The 15,042-nt window shown below is 42.3% G+C and carries 14 protein-coding genes; 2 read left to right on the top strand and 12 right to left on the bottom strand.

Going from position 1 to position 15,042, the window contains the following annotated elements; all coding sequences use genetic code 11:
• The first annotated feature begins 71 nt into the window (after positions 1–71).
• The gene (locus ADH31_RS09025; RefSeq protein ID WP_049510285.1) at positions 72–1,703 is read left to right on the top strand and encodes a Na/Pi cotransporter family protein; all 1,632 of its coding nucleotides are present in this window, start codon (positions 72–74) and stop codon (positions 1,701–1,703) included.
• A gap of 27 nt (positions 1,704–1,730) precedes the next feature.
• Here ADH31_RS09025 and ADH31_RS09020 read toward each other — a convergent pair whose 3' ends face one another.
• The 12 genes from ADH31_RS09020 to ADH31_RS08965 all read right to left on the bottom strand — a co-directional run bounded on the left by ADH31_RS09020 (position 1,731) and on the right by ADH31_RS08965 (position 9,401).
• Positions 1,731–2,027, bottom strand: a complete 297-nt coding sequence (locus tag ADH31_RS09020; RefSeq protein WP_049510283.1) for an enterocin immunity protein — start codon at positions 2,025–2,027, stop codon at positions 1,731–1,733.
• A 24-nt stretch (positions 2,028–2,051) separates the two neighbouring features.
• Positions 2,052–3,116 carry a glutamyl aminopeptidase gene (gene pepA / locus ADH31_RS09015; protein ID WP_000209210.1) on the bottom strand — a complete coding sequence of 355 codons (1,065 nt, stop codon included), beginning with the start codon at positions 3,114–3,116 and terminating at the stop codon, positions 2,052–2,054.
• Between the two features lie 103 nt (positions 3,117–3,219).
• A complete protein-coding gene (yidD, locus tag ADH31_RS09010) occupies positions 3,220–3,474 on the bottom strand; it encodes a membrane protein insertion efficiency factor YidD (RefSeq protein ID WP_049510280.1) in 255 nt (84 codons plus the stop codon).
• Positions 3,474–4,199 (bottom strand): pseudouridine synthase, encoded by a 726-nt coding sequence (locus ADH31_RS09005; protein ID WP_016466836.1) that lies wholly within the window; start codon positions 4,197–4,199, stop codon positions 3,474–3,476. Before ADH31_RS09005 ends, yidD begins: the two co-directional genes overlap by 1 nt.
• Entirely contained in the window at positions 4,186–4,755 is a 570-nt protein-coding gene (gene scpB, locus ADH31_RS09000) for an SMC-Scp complex subunit ScpB (RefSeq protein WP_049510276.1), read from the bottom strand. Before scpB ends, ADH31_RS09005 begins: the two co-directional genes overlap by 14 nt.
• A 12-nt stretch (positions 4,756–4,767) precedes the next feature.
• Positions 4,768–5,502, bottom strand: coding sequence for a segregation/condensation protein A (locus tag ADH31_RS08995; RefSeq protein ID WP_049510275.1), 735 nt, complete (start codon positions 5,500–5,502; stop codon positions 4,768–4,770).
• Positions 5,502–6,236 (bottom strand): site-specific tyrosine recombinase XerD, encoded by a 735-nt coding sequence (gene xerD / locus ADH31_RS08990; protein WP_049510273.1) that lies wholly within the window; start codon positions 6,234–6,236, stop codon positions 5,502–5,504. The genes ADH31_RS08995 and xerD overlap by 1 nt, the downstream gene beginning before the upstream one ends.
• Positions 6,233–6,694 carry a cyclic-di-AMP-binding protein CbpB gene (cbpB, locus tag ADH31_RS08985; RefSeq protein WP_000560702.1) on the bottom strand — a complete coding sequence of 154 codons (462 nt, stop codon included), beginning with the start codon at positions 6,692–6,694 and terminating at the stop codon, positions 6,233–6,235. The genes xerD and cbpB overlap by 4 nt, the downstream gene beginning before the upstream one ends.
• The gene (locus ADH31_RS08980; protein ID WP_001118959.1) at positions 6,691–7,212 is read right to left on the bottom strand and encodes a metallophosphoesterase; all 522 of its coding nucleotides are present in this window, start codon (positions 7,210–7,212) and stop codon (positions 6,691–6,693) included. The genes cbpB and ADH31_RS08980 overlap by 4 nt, the downstream gene beginning before the upstream one ends.
• Entirely contained in the window at positions 7,188–8,159 is a 972-nt protein-coding gene (locus ADH31_RS08975; protein ID WP_049510270.1) for a nucleoside-triphosphate diphosphatase, read from the bottom strand. The genes ADH31_RS08980 and ADH31_RS08975 overlap by 25 nt, the downstream gene beginning before the upstream one ends.
• Positions 8,156–8,950: a glutamate racemase gene (racE, locus tag ADH31_RS08970; RefSeq protein ID WP_049503242.1), complete on the bottom strand. Its 795-nt coding sequence runs from the start codon at positions 8,948–8,950 to the stop codon at positions 8,156–8,158. The genes ADH31_RS08975 and racE overlap by 4 nt, the downstream gene beginning before the upstream one ends.
• A 205-nt stretch (positions 8,951–9,155) precedes the next feature.
• Positions 9,156–9,401 (bottom strand): YneF family protein, encoded by a 246-nt coding sequence (locus tag ADH31_RS08965; protein WP_001048970.1) that lies wholly within the window; start codon positions 9,399–9,401, stop codon positions 9,156–9,158.
• A gap of 284 nt (positions 9,402–9,685) precedes the next feature.
• On the opposite strand from ADH31_RS08965, the gene ADH31_RS09805 reads away from it, so the two are divergent.
• Positions 9,686–14,959: an SIALI-17 repeat-containing surface protein gene (locus ADH31_RS09805; protein ID WP_080980090.1), complete on the top strand. Its 5,274-nt coding sequence runs from the start codon at positions 9,686–9,688 to the stop codon at positions 14,957–14,959.
• Positions 14,960–15,042: the final 83 nt, after the last annotated feature.

The following is a 15,042-nucleotide window of genomic DNA, read 5'->3' as shown; positions in this document are numbered from 1 at the left end:
GTTAGATTTACTTTTATCCTTTAAAATAGAATGGGAGAAATTCCGCGATTATTTTTCGGAGGAAAAAGAAAATGTCCATTAATTGGCAGGAAATTATTTTTCACTTTTTAGGTGGTCTGGGACTATTTTTATATAGTATCAAGACCATGGGAGACGGTTTGCAACAAGCTGCTGGAGACCGCCTTCGTTATTACATTGATAAGTACACAAGTAATCCCTTCTTAGGGGTCTTAGTGGGGATTGTCGTCACTGCCCTCATCCAGTCGAGTACAGGTGTAACGGTTATTACGGTTGGACTGGTTAGTGCTAGTCTCCTCACCCTTAGACAGGCCATCGGGATTATCATGGGAGCCAATATTGGAACGACCGTAACGTCCTTCATCATCGGTTTCAAACTTGGCGAGTATGCCCTACCCTTGATTTTCCTTGGAACCATGTTCTTATTCTTTACAAAAAACCGTACTGCAAATAATATTGGACGTATCCTTTTTGGTGTGGGTGGTATCTTCTACGCCCTCAACCTCATTAGTGCTGGGATGAGCCCTCTTAAAGACTTGCCTCAGTTTAAGGAATACATGGTTACCTTGGGGCAAAATCCTATCTTGGGAGTTGTGGCTGGTGCTGTCATTACCGTTCTGATTCAGGCATCTTCTGCAACCATCGGGATTCTACAAGGTCTCTATGCAGGTGGATTCCTCGACCTCAAAGGGGCACTACCAGTCCTATTCGGAGATAATATCGGTACAACCTTAACGGTTATTATCGCAGCAGCCGGAGCAAACATATCTGCTAAACGAGTTGCAGCAACACACGTTACCTTTAACGTTTTAGGAACTATCCTCTGCTTAATCTTGTTAGGCCCATTCACTTCGATGATTGAGTACTTCCAAGCTTTACTTCACCTCTCACCTGAGATGACGATTGCCTTCTCACACGGTGCCTTTAACGTAAGTAACACCATTGTACAATTCCCATTCATCGGTGCTCTGGCTTACTTTGTTACTAAGCTAATCCCTGGTGAAGACGAAGTTGTAAAATACGAACCTCTTTACTTGGATGAACAACTCATCAAACAAGCTCCTTCTATCGCCTTAGGAAATGCCAAGAAAGAACTCTTGCACCTAGGAAACTATGCGGTTAAAGCATTTGACCTTTCTTACGACTACATTATCAATTCTAATGAAAAAGTAGCTGAAAAAGGGCACAAAACTGAAGAAGCTATCAACACAATCGACGAGAAATTAACACGTTACCTCATTAGTCTATCTAGTGAAGCATTGAGTCAAAAAGAGAGTGAAGTCTTAACAAATATCCTTGACTCTTCTCGTGACTTGGAACGTATCGGAGACCACGCTGAAGCTTTGATTAATCTTAACGACTACTTGCAACGCAAGAATGTTCAATTCTCTAACTCAGCTCTAGAAGAGTTGGAAGAAATTTATCGTCAAACAAGTGATTTCGTTAAAGATGCTCTTGAGAGTGTTGAAAACAATGACCTTGAAAAAGCTCAATCTCTTATTGAACGCCATGAAGCCATCAACAAGATGGAACGCGTCCTTCGTAAGACACACATCAAACGCCTCAACAACGGCGAATGTTCTACCCAAGCTGGTGTCAACTTTATTGATATTATTTCACACTACACTCGTGTGTCAGATCATGCTATGAACCTTGCTGAAAAAGTTTTGGCTGAACAAATTTAAGATAAAAAATGCTTTGATTCGAACGAATCAAAGCATTTTAAATAGTTCTCCAATCATAAAGGAAGAGGCAGCTGCACCCTTGTACCTAGCTTCTTCCTTTTTGATATAGCGGGCCAGATTGACTAACTCTGGTGCTGGAGTCTTGGGATTCTTGAGTAGTTCAAGTGTGACTAGCCCTGAAAGTCGGACTGCTAGCAAGCGCTCATTGGTGCTGGGCAACTGCTTAGCAGTTTCTAAGAGTGCAGCCACTAAATCTTCACTCAAGTTTTGACGGGCATGATTGTAAAGGTCCCGTATCAAGGTTTCTAGGTTTGGTTCTTCCATACCTATCACCTCCATCTTTTCAGTTTAATAATTTTTGATCAAATCTACAGTAGAGCGATCTAATTTTTTCACCAAGGCTTGTAAGAAAGCTTGAGCTTCTAAGAAGTCATCCATGGCATAAAGTGTTTGGTGTGAGTGGATATAACGAGCGCAGACACCGATTGTTGTAGATGGAACACCACCATTTTTCAAATGAGCTGCTCCTGCATCTGTACCACCTTTTCCACAATAGTATTGGTATTTGATTCCAGCTTCTTCAGCAGTTGTCAAAAGAAAATCTTTCATGCCTGGGAGAAGCAAGTGACCTGGATCGTAGAAACGAATCAAGGTTCCATCACCAATCTTCCCTTGACCACCATAAACATCACCTGCTGGTGAGCAATCCACTGCAAGAAATACTTCTGGATCAAATTTTGTTGTAGATGCATGGGCACCACGAAGTCCAACTTCTTCTTGGACGTTAGCACCAAGGTAAAGTTCATTTCCTAGTTTTTGACCTGACAAGTTTTCAGCCAACTCGCTAACCATGAGAACACCATAACGGTTATCCCAAGCTTTTGAGATGATATTTTTTTCATTAGCAGTTAGGATTGCGCTACTATCTGGAACGATTGTGTCTCCTGGACGGATACCGAAACTTTCAGCCTCAGCCTTATCTGCAAAACCACCATCAAAAACGATATCTGAAATAGCTGGCATAGTTGGCCCACCTGTGCCACGAGTCAAATGTGGAGGAACTGAACCTGAAATTACTGGAATCTCACGTCCTTCACGTGTAAAGAGTTTAAAGCGTTGGCTGCTGACAACCATAGGGTTCCAACCACCAATGCTGACTACTCGGAAAGTCCCGTCTGGCTTGATTTCACTAACCATAAAACCAACTTCATCCATGTGAGAGGCTACCAAAACACGAGGTGCATTTTCAACTTCTGAGTGCTTCACCCCAAAAATACCACCCAAGCCATCAGTCACAACTTCATCCACGTGAGGTGTTAATTTTTCACGAAGATAAGCGCGAACAGGTGCTTCATGACCTGAGATAGCGGAAAGTTCTGTTACTTCTTTGATTTTAGAAAATAATGTTGTCATTTCTATCCCTTCTTTCTTTCAACCATTTTACCACTTTTTATAGGAGAAAGGTAGTGGAAATCAACATTTTACCAAGTAACTTACTCTTATAACAATAAAAGAATCACAAATGTGATCCTTCTTCTCTTGTATTTCGCTTTAATGAAAAGTAGTCTGGTACTGGATCTTTACCCGTTTCAGACCAAGGATGGCAACGTAATATCCTAGCCAAGCCCATCAAAACTCCCTTGAATCCATGCTTATCAATAGCCTGAATCATATAGTTTGAACAGCTGGGCTCAAATCTGCAAGAAGGTGGAAAGGCTGGCGAGATAAAGCGTTGGTAAAAGCGCACTGGCGCAATTAAGATTTTTTTCATTATTTATTATTGGTTACAGCCATGGTGTGTAGTTGGCTGATTTCTTTTTTATTGAGACGGCGTGATTCTCCTGGACGAAGTCCTGTCAAGTCTAGATGACCAAAACGAGTTCGAGAAAGTTTATCTACTTGGAGACCAACAGCTTCAAACATTTTTTTGACCTGGTGATTGCGTCCTTCATGAATGGTTAGCTGGACAACCGAACGGTTTTTTACAGGATCTACTTTTAGAATTTCGTAAACAGCTGGCTTGGTTTTCTTGCCATCAATCTCAACTCCACGAGTCAAGGGACGAAGATTTTCTTTGTTGGCAATTCCTTTCACACGCGCAACATAGACCTTGTCAATCTCATTACGAGGGTGAATCATCTCATCTGTAAAGTCCCCATCATTGGTCAAAATCAAAACTCCAGACGTATCCCAGTCCAAACGTCCCACAGGATAAATACGTTCTTTCACATTGGGCAAAAGGTCGACAACAGTCTTACGCCCCTTGTCATCTGTCACACTGGAAATCACTCCGCGTGGTTTATTGAGCAGATAGTAGACCTTTTCTTCGTTATAGATGGGTTGGCCTTCAACTTCGACCTTGTCGCCTGACTTGATAGTCGTTGCTAGTTCACGAACCACTTGGCCATTGACAGTTACCAAGCCTTGCTTGATCAACTCTTCTGCTTTTCTCCTACTGGCCACACCTGCGTGGGCAATATATTTATTGATTCTCATCTTCTTCTATCCTTTCACCAAATAATTGGCTTTCTTGTGCTTGAATTTCAAGCTCGTCAATCACAGGCAATTCTTCCAAATGGTTAATACCCATGTAATCCAGAAAATAATCCGTCGTTACATAGAGGTTAGGGCGTCCAAGCACCTCTTTTTTCCCGTCTTCTCGTATCAAGTCAAAGGCCTGTAACTTTGCCAAAGCTCCACTCGAATTAACCCCACGAATAGCATCGATTTCTATACGTGTGATAGGTTGCTTATAAGCAATAATGGACAATGTTTCAAGCGCAGCCCGAGATAGACTCTGGTTGATTGGCGCCTTAGAATATTCTTTTAAAATATCAGCAAATTGAGGCTTGGTTACCAATTTGTAGGCACCTCCTGTCTCAATTAGGGCTAGACTAGAATTCTGGTCTTTTTCATACTTTTTGGCTAATTTTTCTAAGCTTTGCTGGATACCAGTCGGTGGAAGCGATAGGAGCTCAGCCAATTGGCGAATCCTAATCCCCTCTTCACCCGCTACAAACAGGAGTGCTTCTATTTCTGCTAAAGTACTCATATTTCCTCTCTATCAAGATCGACTCTGCTCTACTTGATTTTCCTCATTCTTTTTCAGGAGATAGATATCTCCAAAGCTCTCTTTTTGAATTAAGAGAATTTCTTGGGTTTTAATCAACTCCAAGGTTGCTAAAAAGAGTGTGATGACCTCTTGTAAATCCTTGGTTTCTTTAAACAAATCTTGCAAGCATAATTGCTCACCTTCAACCAAGGCTTCTCGGACGATGACCATCATATCTTCAATCTTATACTCATCTCGTAAGATTGTTGTGTGACTTTTCGAGAATTCTTCCTTTTTCTTGGTCAGTAAGGTTGAAAAGGCTAAGAAAAGATCAATCGTCGTCTTATCATGCACAAGTTCTGCATCCTCATAAATCAACTCTGTCGGCGCTTTTGAGTAATATCGAGCTCGTTCTTGATGCTTCACTTCCAACTGCTCTCCCAAAAGTTTAAACTTACGGTATTCTTCGATTTGAGAAAGGAGGTCCTGCTCCAGATCATCCTCTAGGTCTGTCACTTCTGCAACCTTCGGCAAGAGCTTGCGACTTTTGATCAGCATAAGTTGGCTAGCCATGACCATGTATTCGCCTGCCACTTCTAAACGCATAGCTTGTAAGGTCGAGATATAGGTTAGATATTGCTCGATAACCTCTGTAATCGGCACATCATAGATATCCATCTGGTACTTTGAAACCAAGTGCAAAAGAAGATCCAAAGGCCCTTCAAAATCTTTTAATTTAATATCCATTATCTATATTTTTCCAAGGTCATGACTGTCTTTAATCCTAATTTTTTAGCGATTTCGTACAAGTCAACCTTTTCTTCGATTTGTCTTAATATAAACTGTTCTCTCAATCCTTGGGCAGATAAGTCTGAAAAACCTTTTTCCTTTAGAAAGGCTTCTAACTGACGAAAGGCCCATTGACGAGAATAGGGCTTCCCAGATTTTTCAAAGATGTAGCTCTGTCCCATCAAGGGTTCTAACTCCGCAAGCAGGTTTGTGGGAAGGCTCAAGATTCTTTGTTGAGAAGCTTTATTGACTCTCAACACTTGAAAATCTAGGTTCACATCACTTGTTTTTAAGGCTAGAATTTCACTTGGTAAGAGGCCCAATTCAACTATCAGTAAGGCCAACAAGCGTCCCTCTGGATAGGCACTTTCTTGCCAGAAAGAACTGAGGTCTAAAAGTTCTGACTGAACTTGCTTTTTCTCAGCCTGTTTGGGCAATTCTAAACGATAAAAGGTGTCAATTTTCCCCTTCTGGTATAAAAAGTAAAGAAATTGATTGCAAGCAGAAACCTTACGCTTTTGGGCACTGATTTTAAACTGAGATAGTTGAGCTTGGTAGATTTTTAAACTTGTCTCAGAGATTCGTTCTCCTACAAGATCTAAAAATTGCTCCAAGTCATACTTATAGGATTGCTTAGAATTTACAGACAAACCTTGTTTTTCTTCTAAAAATGCTGAAATTCCTTCTCTCATTTGCTTCGAATCTCATATTCCTTACTAAAATCATGCAAGAGAGCATTGACAGCCTTAAGGATAGACTTCCGTGTGATAATACCTTGGAAGATACCATCCTTGTCAACGACTGGTAGGAAAGACTCATCCACTAACTTATGTAAAACATCCGTCAGTGTATAGTCTGGACTGACAACTGCTACGTCCTTCTTGGTCATGTGTACGATATCCGTATCTGACATGGCTTCCTGACTCAAGCCCTGCTCCATCTGGTAGGCCAGAATGTCTCTAAGTCCAATGGTTCCGACAAATTCTTTCTCATCAGTCACTACTGGCACTCTGGTATAGGTCATCTGGCTAAGGAGGAGAGTTGCATGATCTGCATTGTGGGTATCAATGAGTACAGCCAAATTTTCAGCAGGAGTTAAAAAGGTTTCCTCTTGCTCCAGTAAAAACTGTTCAAACTCTTTGGCAATCATCGAGCGAACTCCTTAGATAAGCCTGGATAGACCTCATGGTTCCGTGTCAAAAAGTCCACTTTAAAGTAGCTATCATCAATCTCCACACGGGCATAGAGACATTCTCTGATGGTCCCACGTGGTTGACTAATAGAACCAGGATTTAAAAAGAGGGTCTTCCCTTCCATCCAAGCATTTGGAACATGCAAGTGCCCATAAAGACAGATATCTGCATCTTCCTCTTGAGCCCAAAAATCAAGCTTTTGGAAATTGAAGTTAATATCAAACAAATGTCCATGAGTCTGGATAATCTTGGTAGGGCCTAGTTGAGTCACCAAGCGTTCTGGATAATCTGAATAAAAATCCATGTTTCCTCTGACGACCTGGATTCCTTCCCAAAGTGGTGAATCTGGGCGAAGCTCAGAGTCACCATCGTGAAAAATAGCATCAACTTTCCCAAGATAGCGGTTACGGATTTCTTCTACAATCAAGCTATCTCCGTGGGAGTCACTCATTACAATGATGGTTTGCTTTGCCATGATGGAAATACCTCCAAAAGTTTCTTAACGGCTAAGGCACGGTGGGATTGACTATTTTTTTCTTCGAGGGTTAATTCAGCTGATGATTTGCCAGTTTCTCCTACTAAGAAGAGCGGATCATAACCAAAGCCATTTTCACCCTTAGGTTCAAAGTTAATGTAGCCTGGCCAGTCAGCTTCGACAACCAAGCTTTCCTTATCTGGGCTAGCTACGACCAGGGTTGTATGGAATTGTGCCGAACGGTCCTTGAGTTCAAAGACCATAGCCAACTCGTGCAAGAGTTTAGCATTATTTTCTTGGTCAGTAGCCCCTACTCCTGCGAAACGAGCTGACCAGACACCTGGTAATCCACCGAGGACATCAACCTTAAGACCAGAGTCATCAGCTAAAACCATCTTGCCTGTTAATTTAGAAATAGTTTCTGCCTTAAGGCGGGCATTTTCTTCAAAGGTCATACCTGTTTCAGCTACTTCAGGCAGATCAGGATAGTCATTGAGATTTTCTACATCATAACCTAGCTTATCAAAGATAGCACGAAATTCCTTGGTCTTGCCCTCGTTACGAGTCGCGATCAACAAGGTTTCTCTGACCTTATTTGTCTCAAAGAAATCTTGAACGTTGACTCCTTCTTTAGGCAATTCGACATGCAGAAGTTGACCATTTTCAACTAAGAGCAAGGCACCCTGACGTTGAATGACTTCTAAGTTTCGGTCCGCTTCTTGGTTGAGAATATCTACCACAAAGGAGAGTAGTCGATAGGCTGAACCATATCGTAAAACAGTGACTGAAAGCGGAAATCCTCGCTCCTCATCTCGAAAGATTTTGGCTAAATCAAACAAAGGAAACTCTAAGTCATCATCCGTCAAAGTCCGAATGCCACCAAAAACACTGTAGGACCCGACATACCAGTCCTGGTCGTCCTTGTATTCATAAATTTTGTTTGTCATAATGTTACATGCTCCACATGAATCTCTTTTTCCAGCCATTCTGCTCCTATCTGGGCAAAACTTTGGCTATTTGCAGTTGTATAAAAACGGTGTTGAAGGGGCGCCGCATCTCGGCTACGGTTAATCTCAAAGTAATTGAGCAAGACTGAGATATCACGTACACACTCAGCTCCACTATCGATCAGCTGAACCTTAGGCCCCATGACATTTTGGATGATAGGTCTAAGGAGCGGATAATGAGTACAGCCTAAAATCAAGCTATCTACTTTTCCGACTAAGGGGCGCAAGGTTTCATAGACAACTTTCTTGGTCACACTGGTCGATAGAGCACCTGACTCGACCAAGGGAGCAAACTTAGGGCAGGCCAAGCTTTCCACTTGTAAATCTGGGTCTAGGTCATGAATCTTTTGTCGATAAATATCTGATTTTACCGTCATTGGGGTTCCAATCACACCGATTTTCCCACCCTGACTCGCTTTGATAGCTGCTGATGCACCAGGCAAAATCACACCCAGCACCGGAATATCCAACTTAGCTTTAATCTCTTCCCAAACGACTGCCGTTGCTGTATTACAAGCAATGACAATCATCTTAACATCTTTGGTCAAAAGAAAGTTGACCAGCTGCCAAGTATATTCACGAATCTGCTCAGCAGGCCGGGGACCATAGGGAGCCCGTGCCGAATCTCCAATATAGACGATTTCTTCATGGGGAAGCTGGCGCATGAGTTCACGCACAACCGTCAAGCCCCCGACACCCGAATCCAAAAAACCAATTGGTCGATTATCCATACAGTCTTCTTTCTAGTATTTTTTCTGATTGATAGTTCATTATCATTACATTTCTTCCTGAAATTTCTGACAGACTGGGTAGCTCCCGACTGTCTCCCTCTTAATCATAATCAAATATCAATAGAATGCAAGGAAAAAGTCTTGTCTCTAAATATCAGTCAAACATAGTGAGAAGTCTGGAACTTTCATCCCAGACTTTTCCTATTTATTTCTTTTTATTGTTAGCAAGGGCTGCTTTTTGTTGGCGAATGATTTGGTGGTAAACTTGTTGTACTTTAGCTTCGCTTGGCTTTTGACCATTTGCACTCAACAGAGTACGAACTGCTTCTGCATTCAAACGTGGGTTATCCGCAAATTCTTTTTCGATTTGCTTGCGCACCAAGTACATACCTCCAAGAGCTCCTCCTAGAAAAGCTAAAAGAATCAATACAATTGCTAAAATAAGGTTCATAACATTTCTCCTGTTTCTTTTTGAATCTTCTATATTATACCATAAAGTCCCACGCCTGACTAGTTTGAGTTACGCTTTCACCCACTGTGATTTCCTAAGTAATTAGCAAATACTTCATACTTAGTAAAACTTAGTAAAACAATTCCATTTCCTTTGAAAGCCCTTGCAATAGTTTTGTTTATTTGTTATATTAAGATTATCTGAAAAAATCACACATATTTCTGCAAGACTTATTTTTTTAAAAGAGAATGTATGCGCTTACAGATTTAAGAAAGGAGAATTTTGTGGATAAGAGATATTGGGAAAAATCCTGTAAGTATAGCATCCGCAAATTAAGTGTCGGAGCTGCCTCTGTTTTACTTGGTGCTGTTTTTTTAGCAGCACAGGGTGTTGCTGCTGATGGTGTCGAGATTACGGAAAGTGAGGCAACAATTACTGAAACCTCTGCTAAACCGGATACGAAGGTAGAGGAAGTTCTTGTTTCTAACACAGAGACTCAGCCTGTAGCTGAATCAGCTGAAAAGCAAACAAACCCAGGGACAGAACTACCTCAAACTAGTAGTCAGTCAGAGACAAGTACTACTACCGCCCCTGCTGCCAATAAGGAGAGCGAGAAACCAGAACTTCCTGTGAACAAACAAGAACATTACGAACTACATTACAACCAACCAACTGCTCCTTCCTATGACGGATGGGAAAAACAAGCCCTTCCAGTCGGAAATGGAGAAATGGGTGCCAAAGTCTTTGGCTTGATTGGTGAAGAAAGAATCCAGTACAATGAAAAAACCCTTTGGTCTGGAGGCCCACAGCCAGATAGTCAAGACTACAACGGCGGAAACTACAAAGATCGCTACAAAGTCTTAGCAGAAATCCGTAAGGCCTTAGAAGACGGAGACCGTCAAAAAGCAAAACGCCTAGCTGAAAGAAATCTCGTTGGGCCAAACAATGCCCAATACGGTCGCTACCTAGCCTTCGGCGATGTCTTTATGGTCTTTAATAACCAGAAGAAGGGCTTGGAAAATGTTACTGACTATCATCGTGGCTTAGACATTTCAGAAGCTATCACAACTACCTCCTATACCCAAGACGGGACAAGCTTCAAACGTGAGACCTTCTCTAGTTATCCAGATGACGTCACTGTTACCCATTTGACTAAAAAGGGAGATAAGACGCTTGATTTTACCCTTTGGAACAGCTTGACTGAAGATTTGATTGCTAATGGAGATTATTCTTGGGAGAATTCTAAATACAAACAAGGAACTGTTAGCGTTGATTCTAATGGTATTTTACTCAAGGGTACTGTTAAAGATAACGGTCTGAAATTTGCTTCCTATCTTGGTATCAAGACGGACGGAAAAGTCACTGCTCAAGATGGTTATTTGACTGTCACTGGAGCCAGTTATGCAACACTGTTACTCAGTGCCAAGACTAATTTTGCTCAAAATCCGAAAACCAATTATCGTAAGGATATTGATGTAGAAAAAACTGTCAAATCTATCGTTGAAGCTGCTAAAGCCAAAGACTACGAGACTCTGAAAAATGATCACATCAAGGATTACCAAAGCCTTTTCAATCGTGTTCAACTAAACCTCGGCGGTAGCAAGTCTAACCAAACTACAAAAGAAGCTCTCCAAACCTATAATCCAACAAAAGGTCAAAAGCTAGAAGAACTCTTCTTCCAATACGGACGTTACCTACTGATCAGTTCTTCTCGTAATCGGACAGATGCCCTCCCTGCCAACTTGCAAGGAGTCTGGAATGCTGTAGATAATCCACCTTGGAACTCAGACTACCACCTTAATGTCAACCTACAGATGAACTATTGGCCTGCCTACATGAGCAATCTCGCAGAAACGGCTAAGCCAATGATCAATTATATCGATGACATGCGCTATTATGGTCGTATCGCTGCTAAAGAATACGCAGGTATCGAGTCCAAAGAAGGTCAAGAAAATGGTTGGCTGGTTCATACCCAAGCAACACCATTTGGCTGGACTACTCCTGGTTGGAACTACTATTGGGGTTGGTCTCCTGCTGCCAATGCTTGGATGATGCAGAACGTCTATGACTACTACAAATTCACCAAGGATGAAACTTATCTTAAAGAGAAGATTTATCCAATGCTCAAGGAAACTGCTAAGTTCTGGAATTCCTTCTTGCACTACGACAAGGCTAGTGACCGTTGGGTTTCTTCTCCATCTTACTCGCCAGAACATGGAACTATCACGATTGGGAATACCTTTGACCAATCTCTAGTTTGGCAGCTCTTCCACGACTATATGGAAGCAGCCAATCATCTGAAGGTCGACCAAGATTTGGTGACAGAAGTGAAGGCTAAATTTGACAAGTTAAAACCTCTTCACATCAACCAAGACGGCCGTATCAAGGAATGGTACGAAGAAGACAGCCCGCAATTCACTAACGAAGGTATTGAAAACCATCACCGCCACGTTTCTCATTTGGTTGGACTCTTCCCAGGTACTCTATTTGGCAAGGATCAACCTGAATATCTAGAAGCTGCACGCGCAACCCTAAACCACCGTGGAGATGGTGGAACTGGTTGGTCTAAGGCCAATAAAATCAACCTCTGGGCTCGTCTCTTAGATGGAAATCGTGCCCACCGTTTGTTGGCAGAACAGCTTAGATCTTCAACCCTAGAAAACCTCTGGGATACCCACGCACCTTTCCAAATCGATGGAAACTTTGGTGCAACCAGCGGTATGGCAGAAATGCTCCTTCAGTCTCACACAGGCTACATTGCCCCATTACCAGCCCTTCCAGATGCTTGGAAAGACGGTCAAGTCTCAGGCTTAGTCGCTCGTGGTAACTTTGAAGTCAGCATGAAATGGAAAGAGAAAAATCTTGAAACGCTGTCCTTCCTTTCTAATGTTGGTGGAGACTTAGTCGTAGACTATCCAAATATCGAATCTAGTATTATCAAGATTAATGGCAAGGAAGTTCAAGCTAGTCGCCTCAAAGATAACCGTATCCAACTTGCGACTCAAAAGGGTGATGTCATTACCTTTGAAAACTTCCCTGGACGAGTGACTCGCTTATCAGCCCTTCGAAAGGATTCCGTCACAGCTGAACTCGACTTTAACACAGTTGAGGGAGCAACTCATTATGTCATCCGACGAGAAAGCAAGGATGAAAACAGCCAAACTCCTAGCGTTCGTGAGTTTATCACCAACCAAACTCACTTTATCGATCGCTCAATTGATTCTAGTCATGCCTATACTTATAGTGTTAAGGCTATGCTAGGGGACCGTGCAACACCAGTTTCAGACGTTGCCTCCATCGATGCCTTCAGTGAGTTGATGGATGACCGTGACAAACGCATCCAGTACGGCTCTGCTTATGGAAACTGGGCTGACTCAGAACTCTTTGGTGGAACAGAGAAATACGCCGATATCTCAAATGGGAATTATTCCGATAAGGATGCGACTGCAACTATTCCATTCAATGGACCAGGTATTGAAATTTACGGACTCAAGTCATCTCAATTGGGACTTGCTGACGTTACAATCGATGGCAAATCTGTTGGAGAACTTGACTTCTATACAGCAGGAGCAACTGAAAAAGGTGTATTAATAGGACGTTACACAAATCTTTCTTCAGGCCCTCACCTCATGACCATCACTGTTAAGCCCGAGCACAAAGGACGTACAAACGAGCGTGCAAAAATTTCTCTCGATTACTTCAAAGTCTTCCCAGGCCAAGGAGCAACTGTTGAGAAAATCGACGACCGTGACCCTCGTATCCAGTATGGTTCCATGTTTAAAGATTGGAGCGATGCAGAACTCTATGCTTCTACAGAAAAATACGCTGACATCAACGCTGATGATAGCCTTGCTTCTGAAGCCACTGCAAGAATCCCATTCTCTGGAACAGGTATCCGAATCTATGGATTAAAAACGGCATCACTAGGCAAGGCACTTGTCACACTGGATGGAAAAGAGATGCCAGCCCTTGACTTCTACACTCCAGGAGCGACTGAAAAAGGTGCTTTGATTGGCGAATTCACCAATCTAGCTGATGGTGATCACATCCTAACTTTGAAAGTAGATCCTGATTCTCCAGAAGGGCGAAAGAAAATCTCTCTCGATTCCTTTGATATCTTAAAGGCACCATCTGTGTCTCTCGATAGTCCAAGCCTTGATCCTATTAAGTCCAAAGATAAGACTGTTACCTTAACCCTACCAACTGGCAATTGGGATGGAGTCGCTGTCACCTTCCCTGGTATCAAAGATCCTCTTCTACTCAGAAAAGTCGATGATGACCATCTTGTCACATCAGGTGAACAAACTGTTCTAACCATTAAGGATAACAAGGTCCAACTAGACATTCCTGAAACTACAGATCGTAAAGCTGGCAATCCGATAGAAGCTTATGCTATCCAAGGAAAAACAATAAGCAGCTCTGTTGTAACAGTATTTCCTAAGGATGAAACTAGTCCAGTGGAAGAAAAAATCCAAACAAGTAAAGGGGATGAGCCTGCTCCAGTAGTAACCATTCCTGAGTACACAGATCCTATTGGTACTGCTGGTGAGCAGGAGGCACCTACTGTGGAAATTCCTGAATACACTGGTCCTATCGGAACTGCTGGTGAGCAGGAAGCGCCTACTGTGGAGAGACCTGAATATACCAAACCTATCGGAACAGTTGGGGATCAAGAGGCTCCTACTGCGGAAAGACCTGAATACACCAAACCTATTGGAACAACTGGGGAACAGGAAGCGCCTACTGCGGAAAGACCTGAATACACTGGTCCTATCGGAACTGCTGGTGAGCAGGAGGCACCTACTGTGGAAATTCCTGAATACACTGGTCCTATCGGAACAGTTGGGGATCAAGAGGCACCTACTGCGGAAAGACCTGAATATACCAAACCTATCGGAACAACTGGGGACCAGAAAGCACCTACTGTGGAAAGGCCTGAATACACTGGCCCTATCGGGACAGGTAGTGGTCAATCCGCGCCAAGTAACACAGTTCCTGAGTTTAAACTCAAAGTATTGAAAGACAAGACTACAAGAGTTCAAGTTATTAGTGGAACAACTGAACTAGGAGGCGCAAGCTACCTCGATAGTCAAAAAGTTGAAAACAAAGAACTCTTGAGCAAGAAATACGATGCTTACACTCTTCAACTCAAGGATAAAGATGGACAGCCAGTTCAACCAAAAGGTGCTGTACTCGTTCGACTACCAGTATCCGGTGATATTCAAGAACTCTATCAATTAACTTCAACAAATGAATTAAAACCACAAGAATTCACCATTCGAGACGGTATGATTGAGTTTATTACTTTTGACGTGAGCACTTACGCTATTGTTTACAAGACAGAAGGCTCAACTGTTAAACCTGTCCCAGCTCATACGGAAAAAAGAAATCTAGAAACTACAAAACCATTGGTTGAAAGTAATGATGCCAATGATCAGATCTCTACGAATGATAAACAACTCCCAGCCACAGGTGAACAAGCTAGCCCTCTCCTCTTTATGGCAAGTCTCAGCCTAGCCTTATCGGCTACCTTCTTACTAAAAGGTAAGAAAGATTAATACTCTTCGAAAATCAAATTCAAACCACGTCAGCTTCGTCTTGCCGTATATTTGTTACTGACTTCGTCAGTTCTATCCACAAC

This window comes from Streptococcus pseudopneumoniae (genome assembly GCF_001072375.1).
GTDB classification, from domain to species: Bacteria; Bacillota; Bacilli; order Lactobacillales; family Streptococcaceae; genus Streptococcus; species Streptococcus pseudopneumoniae_L.
Note: the sequence above shows the minus strand (reverse complement) of the source record. Positions and strands in the feature narration are given on the sequence as shown.